The following is a 15,347-nucleotide window of genomic DNA, read 5'->3' as shown; positions in this document are numbered from 1 at the left end:
AGGTTCAATTAAGTCTTAAAGTTAACTAATTAAGTCGAAACTGCAACCAATTAAGTCGTAACTGCAACCAATTAAGCTGAAAACCAGACCAATTAAGTCTAAAATTAAAAATAAAGGCCATTCGACAATCACACATCCCGTAAAAAGCAAAAAAAGCCGGTCCCTCAAAATCAGGAACCGGCATCATCTTATAAAACCTTACTCAAAAACGACTTCGTACGCTCATGCTGCGTGTTTCCGAACAATTCAGATGGAACATTCTCTTCAACGATGTAGCCGCCATCCATGAAGATCACGCGGTCACCTACTTCTCGTGCAAATCCCATCTCGTGCGTTACGACGACCATCGTCATTCCTTCACGCGCAAGGTCTTTCATTACTTCCAAAACCTCACCGACCATCTCTGGATCGAGTGCCGAGGTTGGTTCATCAAAGAGCATGATCTTTGGGTCCATCGCGAGTGCACGAGCGATGGCAACACGCTGCTTCTGACCACCACTAAGCTGGGAAGGATAGGCATTCGATTTATCTTGCAGTCCCACTTTTGCGAGCAGCTTCAACGCTTTGTCACGAGCTTCCTCTTTATTGGCGCTTTTCACTTTAAGAGGAGCAAGTGTTACGTTTTCTAAGACGGTTTTGTGAGGGAAGAGGTTAAACTGCTGAAAAACCATACCTACATCTTCCCTAATTTTATTAATATTCGTTTTTGGATCTGTGATATCCGTTCCGTTCACGATCACTTGTCCACCTGTTATGTCTTCAAGTTTATTGATACAGCGGAGAAATGTACTTTTGCCTGAGCCAGAAGGGCCAATCACACAAACAACTTCTTGTGCTTTTATTTCTGCATTGATATCCTTCAATACCTCAAGATCACCAAAGGACTTTTTTAAATTTTTTACTGTAATCATGGTCCGGCTCCTTTCACGTTAAAAACAAAATCGTGTATGTATTTTATCATAAGTTCGTTTGAATCGTTGTATTTCCTGCCTCTGATGAAATCTTTAATTACAAAACTTTCTGAAAAAAGGATTGACCTGTGAATATTCGGTGAACTATACTCTGATTATGAAAACGATTTCATGAATTCGATTCCACAATTGTTTTAAGAGGAGAATCTGATGGCAACCATTCAAGATGTGGCGAAGAAAGCAGGATTATCCCGCACAACTGTCTCTAGGGTGATCAATGAACATCCGTATGTGACAGAAGAGAAGAAGCGTCTCGTAACACAGGCGATGCAAGAACTGAATTATGTGCCCAATTCATCAGCAAGACGATTGAGGCGGCAGCAGACAGAGACGATTGCTGTCTATGTGCCTCGTATCACGAATCCATTTTTCAGTCATCTAGTTGAAGTGATGGAGAAGGAAGCCGCGAAAAAAGGCTATCAGCTCATACTGTGCCAGACCCGTTATAAGAAAGAGCAAGAGCGGAATTTCTTAGAGCTTTTAAAAACAAAGCAAGTAGATGGTCTGATCTTAACATCCATTGAAAACGATTGGAGTGAGTTTGAACCATACTTATCGTTCGGCCCCATCGTCGTTTGCAACGAATACTCAGACTCTGCTCAAGTACCTTCCGTCTACTTAAACCAGATAGAAGGAAGCTATCTAGGAACGAAGCACTTGATCGATCAAGGCTATACAAAAATCGGGTATTGCACCGGCAACCATAAGAGCTCCAGAGTTTCTAAAGACAGAAAGATCGGATTTTTACAAGCGCTAGATGAAGCGGGAATCATGATGAAGGAAGAGTGGTTCTTTTACAACGCTTATAGTGTACAAGACGGCTTTGCTGCATTTGAAAAATTGAGTGAGCTGGATGATAAGCCACAAGCGGTTTTTACTGGTAGTGATGAAGTGGCAGCAGGTATTGCGAAAGCAGCGTTTGACGCGGGTTGGAGAGTACCTGAAGACCTCGCTATCATAGGGTTTGATAATCAGCCTCTAGCAGCATTGATGGATCTGACGACGGTCGAACAGCCGATTGACACCATTGCAAAGCAGGCTATGAATTTGATGGTAGAAGCGATTCAGGCAAAGAAACCTTTAAGTCGAAAAGAAGTGATTCTGCCATTTCAGTTGATCAAACGATCCTCAACGTAACTTTTTGTGGTGAAATGTAATCGTTTACAAAACAGGAGATTAGGGGGAAATACAATGAAGAAGCTTAAGAAAATCTCAAAAGTGATTTCTACTTCACTAGCATTGTCACTTGTACTTGTAGCTTGTTCGGACAAAGAAGAAGGAAGCAGCAGCAGTAACAATTCCGGCGGTGATAAAGACGAAAAAGTAACGATCGTCTATGCACGTGGTAAGGATGATACACAAGGTACAACAGCAATGGTGGAAGCTTTTGAAAAGAAATACCCTAACATTGATGTGGAATTTAAAGAGATGCCTGCAGATACGGGCAAGCAGCATGACGCTTATGTAACTGCATTTAACGCGAACTCTGATGAGATCGACGTTATTGATCTAGACGTAATCTGGCCAGCTGAGTTTGCTCAAGCAGGATTCTTGATGCCGCTAGACCGCTTTATGGAAAAAGACGGGATCAACCCAGATGATTATAACGAAGGTGCGATCACAGCATCTAAATTTAAAGGAAAACAATGGGCTCTTCCTAAGTTTATCGATGCGGGAATGCTTTTCTACCGTACAGACTTAGTTGACGAAGGTTCTGTTCCAAAGACGTGGGACGAGCTTTTAGCGAAAGCGAAGGAAACGAAGGGCCAAGGTGGAACACAGTTTGGTTACTTGATGCAAGCGAAGCAATACGAAGGTCTTGTATGTAACGCGGTTGAATTCATCGCATCATACGGTGGGCAGATCATCGACGAAAATGGTGATGTGAAAGTTGATTCTCCTGAAGCGATCAAAGGAATCGCTAAGCTTGTAGAAGTTGCAAACTCTGATGTTGTTCCGCAAAACGTTACAACGTTTGCCGAGCCAGAGTCACATACAGCATTTATCAATGGTCAAGCAGGTCTGATCCGTAACTGGCCATATCAATTCGCATTAGCAAATGATGAGAAGCAATCTAAGATCGCAGGTAAAGTTGGAGTAGCTCCACTTCCAGCAGGGGATGCAGGAACTGCTGCAGCACTTGGCGGCTGGATGGCTGGTATCAACAAAAACACGAAGCACCCTGAAGAAGCTTGGAAGTTCTTAAGCTTTATGGCTGGTAAAGAAGGACAGAAGATCGACGCGATCAAAGGTGGACACGCGCCAACGATTCTTTCTCTATATGAAGACCAAGAAATTTTAGATGCGAACCCATACTTTAAAGAAGAAGGCTTTGTAAACGCACTTGAAGCAGCTGTATCTCGTCCTGTAGCACCGAACTACCCTGAGATCTCTGACATCATTCAAGTACAAGTTTCTCAAGCTGTAGCGAAAAAGATTACTCCAGAACAAGCAGCTAAAAACATGCAAAAAGAAATTTCAGAAAAACTAGTAAAGTAAGAAACGTAAAGTGATAGGGGTACGCCTTTCCATGAGAAAGGCTCCCCTTACTTTTATAATTGGTATCGATTCCACAAAGAGTGAAATGGATGGACGTAACAGCGCCCGTCCGTCGATTGCATTCGAATAGTAAGGAGCTGACACGTTTTGAAACCTGATCTAATGCCTAACAACCAAAAGCAAACTGCATTAAAAACGAAACAAAAGGCGAAGAAAAAGCGCTCTGATCGTTCGCTAGGCTACATGCTGATCGCCCCGTCGATGATCTTGATCTTGATCATTGCCATATGGCCAGTTTTTCAATCTTTCTATTACAGCATGTTTGATCTGAGACTGAACAATCCAGTGAAATCTGAAGCGTATGTGTCTTATAAAGTGAATCTGCAAACCTATCTAGATAACTATCCATTCTTAATCAGTTCACTAGAAGATGAAGTCGATCAAGCAACAGGAAAAACAAAAACAGAGCTTGAAGCAATCAAAGCAAATCTTGAAAAAGTAGATGCAGAATTAAAAGCTGATGGAGAATTGAGTAGCAAGTATGACGAAATAGATGAGAAGCTTACCGTGATGGAGCCCATCAGTGAAGAGCTTGCGATTTCTGATTTGGACAAAGAGGTAGCGCTCGATCTGGAGAAAGCTGTCACAGATTCTTCTGAACGACTTAGAGAACTGAAGGGTGAACTGCAAAACCCAGAAGACGTAATCGGACTTTCAGCATCATTAAAGGATTCAGTCATCACGCCTAACTTTATCGGACTGAAGCATTATAAAGAAAATTTAACAGATAGCCGCATGTGGAAGGCGATTCAAAATACGACTGTTTTTACGGTAATCTCTGTATTTGCAGAACTCGTTATAGGTCTCGCGATTGCACTCCTTATCAATAAAGCTTTCTTTGGTAGAGGACTCGTGAGAGCAACCATCCTCATTCCATGGGCGATTCCAACCGCTGTATCGGCATTCATGTGGAAGTATCTATATGATGGCCAAAATGGAATCGTAGCCAAAGCTTTTGCTGAGATCGGGTTGTTTGACCAGATGACTGATATGCTGACAACCAGTACAGGCGCTATGTTTGCCGTCATTTTCGCAGACGTATGGAAAACAACACCGTATATGGCACTCTTGTTATTAGCGGGGCTTCAAACGATTCCAAGTTCACTGTATGAAGCAGCAGCGATTGACGGAGCAAGCAAGTGGAAGCAGTTCTTAAAGATCACGCTGCCTCTGCTAAAGTCTAGCATTCTCGTTGCCTTGTTGTTCCGTACATTAGATGCGTTCCGTGTGTTCGACTTAATCTATGTACTTACAGGTGGAGGTCCTGCAAACTCTACGGAAACGATATCGATTCTCGCTTACAAAGTAATGTTTGCACAGACCAATTTCGGTGAAGGTTCGGCGCTGTCGGTTATCGTGTTTGTCTGTGTAGCGATCATCTCTATGATCTACATCAAGTTCCTTGGACGAGACCTTTTAAATGATAGATAAAAACGGAACAGATAAAGGAGTGAATAGGAAATGAACAAAAAAGCGGGCCCAATGTTTTACGTATTCTTAACATTGTTTGTCTTCCTTGTCATGTTTCCGTTTTTATGGGTACTGGCAAGCTCAATTAAACCGGTTGCTGAGCTGTTTGGCGACCGTGCGTTCATACCGTTTACAAACAACATGACAGGTGAGAACTATGAATCTGTATTTGTTAACTATCCATTTTTAAAATATTTATGGAACAGCTTAGTCGTGTCGTCGATCACTACCGTCTATGCAGTCCTAGTAGCGAGCTTTGCGGCTTATGCGATCGCACGATTAAACTTTAAAGGAAAAACAGTCATTCTTGGATTAGTGTTATCGGTTTCCATGTTTCCGCAGATCGCAACGATCTCACCAATCTATATCGTTTTAAAAAATCTTGGATTAACGAACAGCTATCTAGGTTTGATCATTCCATACACAACATTTACATTGCCATTATCCATCTGGCTGCTCGTCACGTTCTTCCGAAAGATTCCGTTCGATCTTGAAGAAGCAGCAAAAATGGACGGGGCTTCACCGATGCAAACATATTGGCGTGTAATCTTGCCTTTGGCGATACCAGGAATTTTCACAACAGCGATTCTTGTATTCATATCGGCGTGGAACGAGTTTCTGTTCGCGTTAACGATCAATACAGATGATGAGTTCAAAACCGTTCCGGTCGGAATTGCGATGTTTGAAGGACAGTTTACGATTCCTTGGGGAGAAGTTACAGCCGCAACGGTTATCGTAACGGTGCCGCTTGTAATCATGGTATTGCTTTTCCAACGCCGAATCGTGTCTGGGCTAACTTCAGGTGCGGTAAAAGAATAGCTTTGATAGGTAGCCCTCGCTAAAAAGCGGGGGTTTTTCTCATGTCATCTTTTCAAGATGTTCATTCTTTATTAATAAATATATTTATAGATAGGGTTATATTTTCTAATTTGTATTATGGGTTATGGAAGTCTACAATAGGTAATGTTAGAGAAACAACTTACTTTTTGTTAGGAGGAATTAGACAATGTCTAAACATATATTAATGGTCGTAACTACGGCTGATAACATGAACAACGAACACTCAACAGGATTATGGCTTTCTGAATTTGGTGAAGCGTATGTGGAGTTTGCGAATGCTGGCCACAATATTACAGTAGCAAGCCCTAAGGGTGGAAAAGCACCTGTAGATGACCGCAGCTTAGAAGGGGAAGTGCCTCAAGAGATACAAGACACAGCTAAATATCTTGAGAACACAATAAAATTAGAAGAAATCAATGAGCTTGATGCTTTTGATGCGATCTTCTTGCCTGGTGGCCATGGAACCATGTTTGACCTTCCAGAAAACACAAAACTGCAAGAGGTTATTCGCGACCTTTATGAGCAAAATAAAGTAGTAGCAGCGGTTTGTCATGGTCCTGCAGGGTTAGTTGGTGTGAAACTCTCTGACGGTACTCCGTTAGTAGCTGGAAAAAAAGTGACTTCATTCACAGATGCAGAAGAAGTAGCTACTACTCTTGATCAATACATGCCTTTCTTGTTAGAAACACGCATGCGTGAACTAGGCGCACAATTTGTTGCTGCTGAAAATTGGTCAGATCATGTACAAAGAGATGGACAACTCATTACGGGTCAAAATCCACAATCTACAGTTTCTGTGGCAAAAGAAGTTTTGAAGCAGTTAGCATAATTATGGATAAACCTGCAGACCTTTATAATAAAAGGTTTGCAGGCTTTCTTTTTTGTGAAAATTGAGAAGGAAATAAGGAGAGGAGAAAATAAGATGAAAGCTTTACTTTTGAAAGAACCCAATCAATGGAAAGAAATGAAGGTAGAAGAAATAGACAAGCCAATTGCGGGAATGGGAGAAGTTGTAGTGAAAATTCATGCCGCTGGATTAAATCCGGTCGATTATAAAACGGCAACTGGAGGAAATCCGAACTGGACGTATCCTCACATTTTAGGACTTGATGCGGCAGGTACCATACATGAAGTTGGAGAAGGTGTAACGGATTGGAAGATCGGTGATCGTGTTGTGTATCACGGAGATTTTAACAAAAAAGGGGCATACGCTGAATATGGAGTAACAACTGCACATACCATCTCACGTATTCCAGATTCTCTATCATTTGAAGAAGCAGCCGCTCTTCCAACAGCAGGTTATACGGCTTATCAAGCTCTGTTTAGAAAATTACCTATGTCTTCAATCGATACAATTTTGATCCATGCTGGAGCAGGCGGTGTAGGTGGGTTTGCGGTTCAACTGGCTAAAAATGCAGGAAAAACAGTTATCTCCACGGCATCCAAACACAATCATGAGTACGTTCGATCATTAGGAGCAGATCTTGTGATCGACTATAGGGAAGACGATGTTAAGGAAAAAGTAATGGCTTTTACAAATGGTAGAGGTGTTGATGCAGTTCTGGATACAGTCTCTAGAGAAAATGCAACTGCATCACTCGACTTAATCGCATACAACGGACACATTGCACATATTGCTGGCGCCCCTGATTATACAAAGGTAAAACCATTCACAAGAGTGATCTCATTCCATGAGGTAGCATTAAACGCCATCCATCATAATCAAGACGAAGTGGCAGAACGCGACTTAGCCAAAATGGGAGACGAGTTGATGGCGCTTGTAGCAGATAAGAAAATATCTCCACTTATAGAACAAGTCATCTCACTTGAAGAAGTACCTGAGACTCTAGGGAAACTTTCAGAAAGACATGTAAAAGGCAAGATTGTTTGTAAAATCCTATAAGGAGAAGGTGACGGTCATGGCTATAACAATTAATGCAATATTAATAGCAAGAGAAGGCAAAGAGGAAGCGTTGCGTGATGAATTGATTAATGTTGCACAAGCGTCACGTAAAGAAGAAGGGTGTATCAGCTATATATTGCATGAATCTACTGAGAATCCTTCAACTTTTGTTTTTTATGAAAACTGGCGTGATGAAGATGCGCTTAACAGTCACATTAATTCACAGCACTATAAAGCTTATCGCAAAAATATAGAAACTCTTGTACAGAATAGAGAAGTATATCGTTTAAACGTCATTGAGCTATAGAATGAAACACTGCATCGTATCTCATCTGGAGCGGTGCAGTTTTTTACGCATAGATCCCCTTTAGAGAGGAGGAAAATGGATGATTGATTTTGAATGGTACAGAAGTTTCATCAGCATCTACAAGCATCGTTCCGTTTCTGCTGCAGCAAAAGCTAGAATTTTAACACAGCCTGCCATGAGTCAGCATCTAGCAGCTTTAGAAGCAGAAATAGGGGAACCTCTATTTATTCGCGCTCCCCGAAAGATGATACCTACGGACAAAGGAAAAGAGCTGTATACAAAGATTGTTCCGCTCATAGAGAACTTAGAAAATACGACACTAGAAATGCTTCATAGCTCATCTGGAAATGAGCGAGCACCCGTAATCCGTATTGGTTCGCATGCAGAATATTTTACGATTCGAACTCTTCCTAAAATACGAGACTTAAATATTCGGTTTTTATCTCAGTTCGGAGTAGCAGGTACGTTACTAGAAAAGTTAGAGAAGGATGAAGTGGATCTTATTCTAACCACTCAAAAAGTGCAGCAACAAGGAATTGAATATCAAAAACTCGAAGATGAAGTGTTTGTTGCTGTGGTACCACCAATCTATGAAACAAATCTAGAAAGTACTGCTGAGATTGAGGAGTGGCTGAACAAACAGAACTGGCTGAGCTATGGGTTGGAACTTCCTATTATAAGAAGATACTGGCGAGATCATTTTAAAAAACGACCAGACTTTCAACCTTGCCATGTGATACCTGATTTAAGATCGATTTTAGAGGGCATCGAAAATGGGTTGGGAATGAGCATACTTCCCACTTATCTAATTGAAAAATCATTGCAAGAAAATCGTGTGAAGATATTGTTTCCTGAACTAACCACAGAGAACACCATCTATGCCGCATATAAAGTAGAACATAAAAACAGCCCTGTATTAGTGAAGGTACTAGAGGCTCTTAAACGTAAAAGCTAGTGTGAAGAGCAGTGCATTGTGTAGACTAGTAAATAAAAAAGGCGGAGGGCTTAGAGTTATGAAACTAACGGTCATCGGATATTGGGGTGGTTATCCTGGAGCAGGTGAAGCCACATCGGGATACCTTCTTCAGAGCGGAGGATATAATTTGCTCATCGATTGTGGAAGCGGTGTGCTCTCACAACTTCAAAAGTATATACAGCCTGAAAAACTAGATGCGGTTGTATTATCGCACTACCATGCAGATCATGTGGCTGATGTTGGAGTTCTTCAATACAGTCGTCTCATTCAGTCGTTTTTACAAAAAGGAATACAGACGCTTCCAATCTATGGTCATGATAAGGATCAAGATGGTTTTCGTTCGCTGACACACGGCAATAGCACAAAAGGAATTCCCTATCATCCTGATGAAGTGTTAAAGGTCGGACCATTCACGATTACGTTTCAGCTGACGAAGCATGCTGCTGTTTGTTATGCGATGCGCATTACAGATGGGAAGCATACGATCGTATACACAGCAGATACTGCGCTCATTCCTGAACTCGTTCCGTTCAGCCGATATGCGGACTTGTTAATCGCAGAATGCAACTTTTACAAAGGGATGGATGGAAGCGGCCCAGGCCACATGACATCAGAGGATTGCGGCAAGCTAGCACATGAGTCTGATGCTCGTGAACTGCTCCTCACACATCTTCCTCATTTTGGTCAGTTATCACAGCTTGTCACAGAGGCAAAAGAGGTGTATAACAATAAAGTGGAGCTTGCCTCTTCCGGCTGGACGTGGGGAGCTTAAAGATAGGGACTGAAAGAGGAGAGAAATATGCTTTTTATTGATAATGAAAATATTACAGACCCAAGAGTGAATCTAGCTATAGAAGAGTTCGCTTTAAAACATTTAGACATCAATGAAACGTATTTGCTTTTTTATATAAATGAACCATCGATCATCATCGGTAAGAATCAGAATACCGTTGAAGAGATCAACGCGGACTATGTTCGTGATGAAGGTATTCATGTGGTTCGTCGTTTATCAGGTGGCGGTGCCGTGTATCATGATCTCGGAAACTTAAACTTCAGCTTCATTACGAAAGATGACGGTAATTCGTTTCATAATTTCAAGAAGTTTACCGATCCTGTTGTAAAAGCACTTAAAAAACTTGGTGTCAACGCTGAATTAAGCGGACGAAACGATATTTTGGCAGACGGTAAGAAAATTTCCGGAAACGCACAGTTTTCTACGAAAGGCCGTATGTTTAGCCACGGAACATTACTTTTTGATTCTGAGATCGAAAATGTAGTCTCTGCTCTAAATGTACGTATGGACAAGATCGAGTCAAAAGGTATCAAGTCCATCCGCAGTCGTGTAACAAATATCCGCGAGCACTTAGACGAAGATATGACGATGGAAGAATTCAAACAGACGCTTCTTGCTTACTTATTTGAAGAGTTGGATTCTGTTCCAAAATACGAGCTGACGGAAAAAGACTGGGAAGAAATTCGCAAAATCTCAAGAGAACGCTACGCCAACTGGGATTGGAACTACGGAAAGTCACCTAAGTTCAATGTTGAACTTTCGAATCGATTTGCAGCAGGCTCTGTTGATATCAGACTGCACATCGTAAAAGGTATCATTCAAGAAAGTAAGATCTTTGGAGATTTCTTCGGTGTAGGTGACGTGTCAGATATTGAAAACAAGCTGAACGGTGTTCGTTATGACCGTGAAGCGATCGAGGAAGTGCTTGAGGATCTAGATTTAAGTCACTATTTCGGAAATGTAACGCGTCAGGAGTTCCTTGATCTATTATATTAGGGAGAAAACCGCCTTTTCATGGGCGGTTTTTGTTAGTTTATAACGTTTATAAGTCTTCAGTTTGATTTATAAGTCCTCAAAAAAATTTATAAGTCTTCAAATTTTTTTATAAGTCCTCAAAGACAATTTATAAGTCTTCAACAACTCATCCAAAAGTTGTGTGTCTAAACGGCTGTTTCAGCACTCAAAATCAGTCCAGGTTCAATGACCAGCCCCTCGAGGTCACATTCTTTCCTAATTAGGATACAAAAAACGTATCCCATTCAGGAAATGATGTGCTCGTCGGGGCTAAACAGTCATTTCAGCTTTGTATTTTCATTTGACAGAAAATTATTATAAATGATAAGCTGAAACCAAATACATCACACAATAATTAGATAACGGTACAAAAACGTCATATTTTTTTAATCTCAATTGTAATCGCTTACATATTATAAAGGGAGATGAAAGAATGATCCTCCATCCACAAGTGGAATGTATGAGCCGTGATGAAAAAGAAGAGCTTCAGCTTCACCGGTTAAAGCAGACGATACAAAATGTATATGAGAATGTCTCTTTTTACAAAAATGCATTTGACGAAAAAGGAATTCAGCCCTCTTCAATTGATACTTTAGAAGATCTTCAAAAACTTCCTTTTACCGTAAAAAAAGATCTTCGCGATCATTATCCTTTTGGGCTTTTTGCAGTTCCGCAAGATCACCTCGTTCGACTACACGCATCTTCTGGAACGAGCGGTAAACCGACAGTGGTTGGCTATACAGAAGGAGACATTGACAGGTGGAGTAACATGGTAGCGCGTTCTATCGCAATCGCAGGTGGAGAGCCAGGTCATGTTCTTCATAATGCTTATGGATATGGTCTTTTTACAGGAGGACTCGGACTTCATAACGGATCAGAGCGACTTGGTATGATTACGGTTCCTGTATCAGGCGGTAATACAGAACGCCAGATCCTTTTAATCGAAGACTTTAAACCACAGGTGATATGCGGAACGCCTTCTTATATATTGACGATTGCTGAAAAGATGGAGGAGATGGGAAAAGATCCGAAAGCGACTTCGATAAAATACGGAATATTTGGAGCAGAGCCCTGGTCTGAAGAGATGCGTGCGACGCTTGAAGAGAAGCTTGGCATCAAAGCAATGGACATTTATGGATTAAGCGAAGTGATGGGTCCTGGTGTAGCGATGGAATGTCATGAAGCACAAAACGGGCTTCATATTATGGATGATCATTTTTTAGCTGAAATCATTAATCCTGATACGCTTGAACCTATGCCTGACGGTCAGTATGGCGAACTTGTGTTTACGAGTTTAACCAAGGAAGCTTTTCCGATCATCCGATATCGTACAGGAGATATTGCTTCCATCAACCGCATGCCTTGCAGTTGCGGAAGAACTTCCATACGAATGAGTCGTGTTAAAGGACGGATCGATGACATGATTATCGTTCGTGGAGTTAACGTGTTTCCGTCTGAAATCGAGAACTGTCTTCTTTCTATAGAGGATATCGTTCCTCACTATCAAGTTCATATCTTAACAGAAGGATTAAAAGAGCATATTGAACTTCATGTTGAGATGACGGAACAGCTTTATGCTGTAACAAACGGTGACGAAAATCATGAGGCGACACACCTGTTAAAGAAGACGATCACAAAAAAGATCAAAGACACATGCCTCGTATCTATGAATATTAAAGTGTATCCACCAAAAGGAATACCACGTTCTGAAGGTAAGGCGATTCGTGTGGTCAGACAGATACAGAAAAAAATGGGTGTTTAACTACTTTTCAATCGTATGACGTTAATTTATAATTACGGTAATTAAACGTAATATAATAGGAGGGAACAACATGACAGTTGGTATGAGTTTTAATCAGCTTAGTGAAGAAGAGAAAATGACTCATTTTCTTGATCGGATCAACGCCGGTGAGAAGATCGAACCGGATGACTGGATGCCGGAAGATTATCGCCTGCAGCTGATTCGTTTGATATCGATGCATGGCATTTCGGAAATTATGGGAGCGCTTCCAGAGAAAGAATGGGTGCCTAAAGCACCTTCACTTCACCGCAAACTCGCGATCATGGCTAAAGTTCAGGATGAGATGGGACACGGGCAGCTCTTGCTTCGTGTGGCAGAAGATTTGATGGCCCCTCTTGGCAAGAACCGCCACGACATCATGGAAGATCTTTTTTCCGGTAAATTAAAGTTTCATAACGTGTTTCATATGGATGCTCCAACTTGGGGCGATGCGGGAATCATCGCTTGGCTTGTAGATGGAGCGGCAATCATCTCTCAAAGTATGATGCTTGATTCTTCTTATGGGCCATACGCCAGGGCGTTAAAGCGTATCTGTGCGGAGGAAGTTTTCCATGCGCAACACGGTGAGAGCATCATTTTAGCGATGGCCGAAGGAACACCGGAACAGCGTGAAATGTTGCAGGATTCGTTAAACCGCTGGTGGGAATCACTGATCATGTTCTTTGGACCAAAGTCAGCAAAAGAAACCGGAAATTCAAACGCGGACAAGAACATCATGTACAAGATTCGTACAAAAACAAACGAGGACCTCAGGCAAGAGTTCTTCACAAAATATATTCCTCGTATTTGGTCGCTTGGGCTAACGATTCCAGATGATACGATCCGTTTTGATGAAGACAGTCAGATGTGGATCTATAAGGATGCTGACTGGAGCACGTTCAAACAGATTGTTTCTGGTAACGGGCCACAATCACAAAACCGTTTAGATCTTCGACGCCGCTCATATAAAAATAACGAGTGGGTTCGCGCGGCACTCGCTGCTAAAAAGGCGATCTAACAGCGGAAAGGAGAGAAACAAAGGTGAGCGAATCAACAAATGAATTTTACAACGTGTATGAAGTATTCAGCAAAAAAACAGATAAATCTCCGTTTCAACATAGCTTCAGCCTTTTAGCACCAAACGCGGATATGGCACTCATCATGGCAAAAGAGAACTTCTTCAGAAGAGAAACGGTCGCTGACATCTGGGTTGTGAAAAGAGAGAACATAAGGGGTCTTAACCAGGACGAAAGAGAAATGCTTAAACGCCTAGATAAACAATATAGAGAAACAAAAGGATATGGTTATCTGAAGAAGAAGTGGCGTGACTACAACCAGGAGCAGTTTACCGAACAGCACATCCTTGGCGGAAGGGGAGACAATTCATGACACAGGAAACGTTAAAACCACTAGAAAAGAAAGCGTTGATCGAGCTTCTTTATCAGCTTGCAGACGATGATTTTCTTCTTGCGTTTCGCGGATCGGAGTGGCTTGGTCTAGCACCGCACATTGAAGAGGATGTTGCCTTCTCTTCTATCTCACAAGACATGATGGGACACGCAAATTTGTACTATAACCTGCTAGAGAACCTTGGAGAAGGCGAAGCAGACAGGATTGCTCACTTGCGATCTCCTGATCAGTTTCGAAATGCCATCATCTTAGAAGAAGTGAACGGACCTGGAACGTACTTAAAAGAACCAGATTATGACTGGGCATTCACTGTCGTACGCAACTACTTTTACGCTGTACACAAACATATACGTCTAGATTCCCTGCGCCACTCATCCTATGAACCTTTGGCAGAAGCAGCCCGTAAAATCATGACAGAGCAGTATTACCATCTGATGCACTGGGAGATTTGGTTCAAGCAGCTTATGACAAGTACAGATGAAGCAACCCTGCGAATGACAGAAGCGATCCAAAAGGTTTGGAGAGATTTTGGCGGAGTTCTTACGCTAGGACCGTACTATGAAGATATCGTGAAAGCAAATTTTATTGATGACGAGAACGTTATGAAAAAGAGATGGAACAACAAGATTGAAGCTGTCTTAAAAGAAGTAGGTGCATCCTATCCGGGTGAACCTCGCATGGAAAGAGGCAATGGCCGAAACGGCGTGCACACGGAAGACTTGAAGCAAGCAACTGCAACACTTTCTGAAGTTTATGCAACAAATCCTTCAACTGGCTGGTAAGACGATTTAGAAAGGAGATGAACCACGTGTCCGAATTAAAGAGCAGCATGACTGATAGTGTGATGGACGCGCTTGGGGATGTAAAAGATCCTGAAATCGCCTCTGTCAGTATATTGGATCTCGGAATGGTGCACGAAGTGGACGTGACAGATGATAAGGTCAGGATTTCTGTTCTGCCTACGTTCTCTGGCTGCCCAGCTCTGCACATCATCGAACGAGATATAAAAAAAGCGATTGAAAATGTAGAAGGAATTACTTCAGCAGAAGTGAAATTTGTATTTACACCATCGTGGACAACAGATCGCATTACAGCCGAAGGGCGTGAGAGGTTAAAAGAGTTTGGCATCTCACCGCCACCTGCGAACCATGTGATGGGTGAACCTTGGGAGATCGATTGTCCGTATTGTGGATCAACGTACGTAACGATGGAAAACATCTTTGGGCCAACAGCCTGCAGAAGTATCCTATATTGCAAGTCGTGCAAGAACCCGTTTGAAGCGATGAAACCTGTTGCTGACATGGGGTAAGAGAAATGATGATTT

The 15,347-nt window shown here is 41.9% G+C and carries 16 protein-coding genes; 15 read left to right on the top strand and 1 reads right to left on the bottom strand.

Going from position 1 to position 15,347, the window contains the following annotated elements; genetic code table 11:
* Positions 1-188 precede the first annotated feature (188 nt).
* Positions 189-911, bottom strand: coding sequence for an amino acid ABC transporter ATP-binding protein (locus IHV11_RS17265; protein ID WP_144702836.1), 723 nt, complete (start codon positions 909-911; stop codon positions 189-191).
* Between the two features lie 210 nt (positions 912-1,121).
* Here IHV11_RS17265 and IHV11_RS17260 point away from each other — a divergent pair, with 210 nt between their 5' ends.
* The 15 genes from IHV11_RS17260 to paaD all read left to right on the top strand — a co-directional run bounded on the left by IHV11_RS17260 (position 1,122) and on the right by paaD (position 15,332).
* A complete protein-coding gene (locus IHV11_RS17260) occupies positions 1,122-2,108 on the top strand; it encodes a LacI family DNA-binding transcriptional regulator (protein ID WP_197195667.1) in 987 nt (328 codons plus the stop codon).
* A 54-nt stretch (positions 2,109-2,162) separates the two neighbouring features.
* Positions 2,163-3,470: an ABC transporter substrate-binding protein gene (locus IHV11_RS17255; protein ID WP_197195666.1), complete on the top strand. Its 1,308-nt coding sequence runs from the start codon at positions 2,163-2,165 to the stop codon at positions 3,468-3,470.
* A 162-nt stretch (positions 3,471-3,632) separates the two neighbouring features.
* Complete coding sequence (locus IHV11_RS17250) at positions 3,633-4,961, top strand: ABC transporter permease subunit (protein ID WP_197195775.1); 1,329 nt, start codon at positions 3,633-3,635, stop codon at positions 4,959-4,961.
* Positions 4,962-4,991: 30 nt separating this feature from the next.
* Entirely contained in the window at positions 4,992-5,819 is an 828-nt protein-coding gene (locus IHV11_RS17245; protein WP_197126887.1) for a carbohydrate ABC transporter permease, read from the top strand.
* Positions 5,820-6,006: 187 nt separating this feature from the next.
* Positions 6,007-6,669 (top strand): type 1 glutamine amidotransferase domain-containing protein, encoded by a 663-nt coding sequence (locus IHV11_RS17240; protein ID WP_197195665.1) that lies wholly within the window; start codon positions 6,007-6,009, stop codon positions 6,667-6,669.
* A 93-nt stretch (positions 6,670-6,762) separates the two neighbouring features.
* Positions 6,763-7,743, top strand: coding sequence for a zinc-binding dehydrogenase (locus tag IHV11_RS17235; RefSeq protein WP_197195664.1), 981 nt, complete (start codon positions 6,763-6,765; stop codon positions 7,741-7,743).
* Between the two features lie 16 nt (positions 7,744-7,759).
* Positions 7,760-8,050, top strand: a complete 291-nt coding sequence (locus IHV11_RS17230; RefSeq protein WP_197195663.1) for a putative quinol monooxygenase — start codon at positions 7,760-7,762, stop codon at positions 8,048-8,050.
* Positions 8,051-8,129: 79 nt separating this feature from the next.
* A complete protein-coding gene (locus IHV11_RS17225) occupies positions 8,130-9,005 on the top strand; it encodes a LysR family transcriptional regulator (RefSeq protein WP_197195662.1) in 876 nt (291 codons plus the stop codon).
* Positions 9,006-9,063: 58 nt separating this feature from the next.
* Positions 9,064-9,798: an MBL fold metallo-hydrolase gene (locus IHV11_RS17220; protein ID WP_197195661.1), complete on the top strand. Its 735-nt coding sequence runs from the start codon at positions 9,064-9,066 to the stop codon at positions 9,796-9,798.
* Positions 9,799-9,825: 27 nt separating this feature from the next.
* A complete protein-coding gene (locus IHV11_RS17215) occupies positions 9,826-10,815 on the top strand; it encodes a lipoate--protein ligase (RefSeq protein ID WP_197195660.1) in 990 nt (329 codons plus the stop codon).
* A gap of 451 nt (positions 10,816-11,266) precedes the next feature.
* Positions 11,267-12,595, top strand: coding sequence for a phenylacetate--CoA ligase family protein (locus IHV11_RS17210; RefSeq protein ID WP_197195659.1), 1,329 nt, complete (start codon positions 11,267-11,269; stop codon positions 12,593-12,595).
* 70 nt (positions 12,596-12,665) lie between these two features.
* Positions 12,666-13,631 carry a 1,2-phenylacetyl-CoA epoxidase subunit PaaA gene (gene paaA, locus IHV11_RS17205; protein ID WP_137790508.1) on the top strand — a complete coding sequence of 322 codons (966 nt, stop codon included), beginning with the start codon at positions 12,666-12,668 and terminating at the stop codon, positions 13,629-13,631.
* 23 nt (positions 13,632-13,654) lie between these two features.
* Positions 13,655-14,002 carry a 1,2-phenylacetyl-CoA epoxidase subunit PaaB gene (gene paaB / locus IHV11_RS17200; protein ID WP_197195658.1) on the top strand — a complete coding sequence of 116 codons (348 nt, stop codon included), beginning with the start codon at positions 13,655-13,657 and terminating at the stop codon, positions 14,000-14,002.
* Positions 13,999-14,805: a 1,2-phenylacetyl-CoA epoxidase subunit PaaC gene (gene paaC, locus IHV11_RS17195; protein WP_197195657.1), complete on the top strand. Its 807-nt coding sequence runs from the start codon at positions 13,999-14,001 to the stop codon at positions 14,803-14,805. The genes paaB and paaC overlap by 4 nt, the downstream gene beginning before the upstream one ends.
* Before the next feature lie 26 nt (positions 14,806-14,831).
* Positions 14,832-15,332, top strand: coding sequence for a 1,2-phenylacetyl-CoA epoxidase subunit PaaD (paaD, locus tag IHV11_RS17190; RefSeq protein WP_370568701.1), 501 nt, complete (start codon positions 14,832-14,834; stop codon positions 15,330-15,332).
* Positions 15,333-15,347: the final 15 nt, after the last annotated feature.

Origin of the sequence: Fictibacillus sp. 26RED30, assembly GCF_015903845.1 — a bacterium.
Taxonomy (GTDB): domain Bacteria; phylum Bacillota; class Bacilli; order Bacillales; family Fictibacillaceae; genus Fictibacillus; species Fictibacillus phosphorivorans.
Note: the sequence above shows the minus strand (reverse complement) of the source record. Positions and strands in the feature narration are given on the sequence as shown.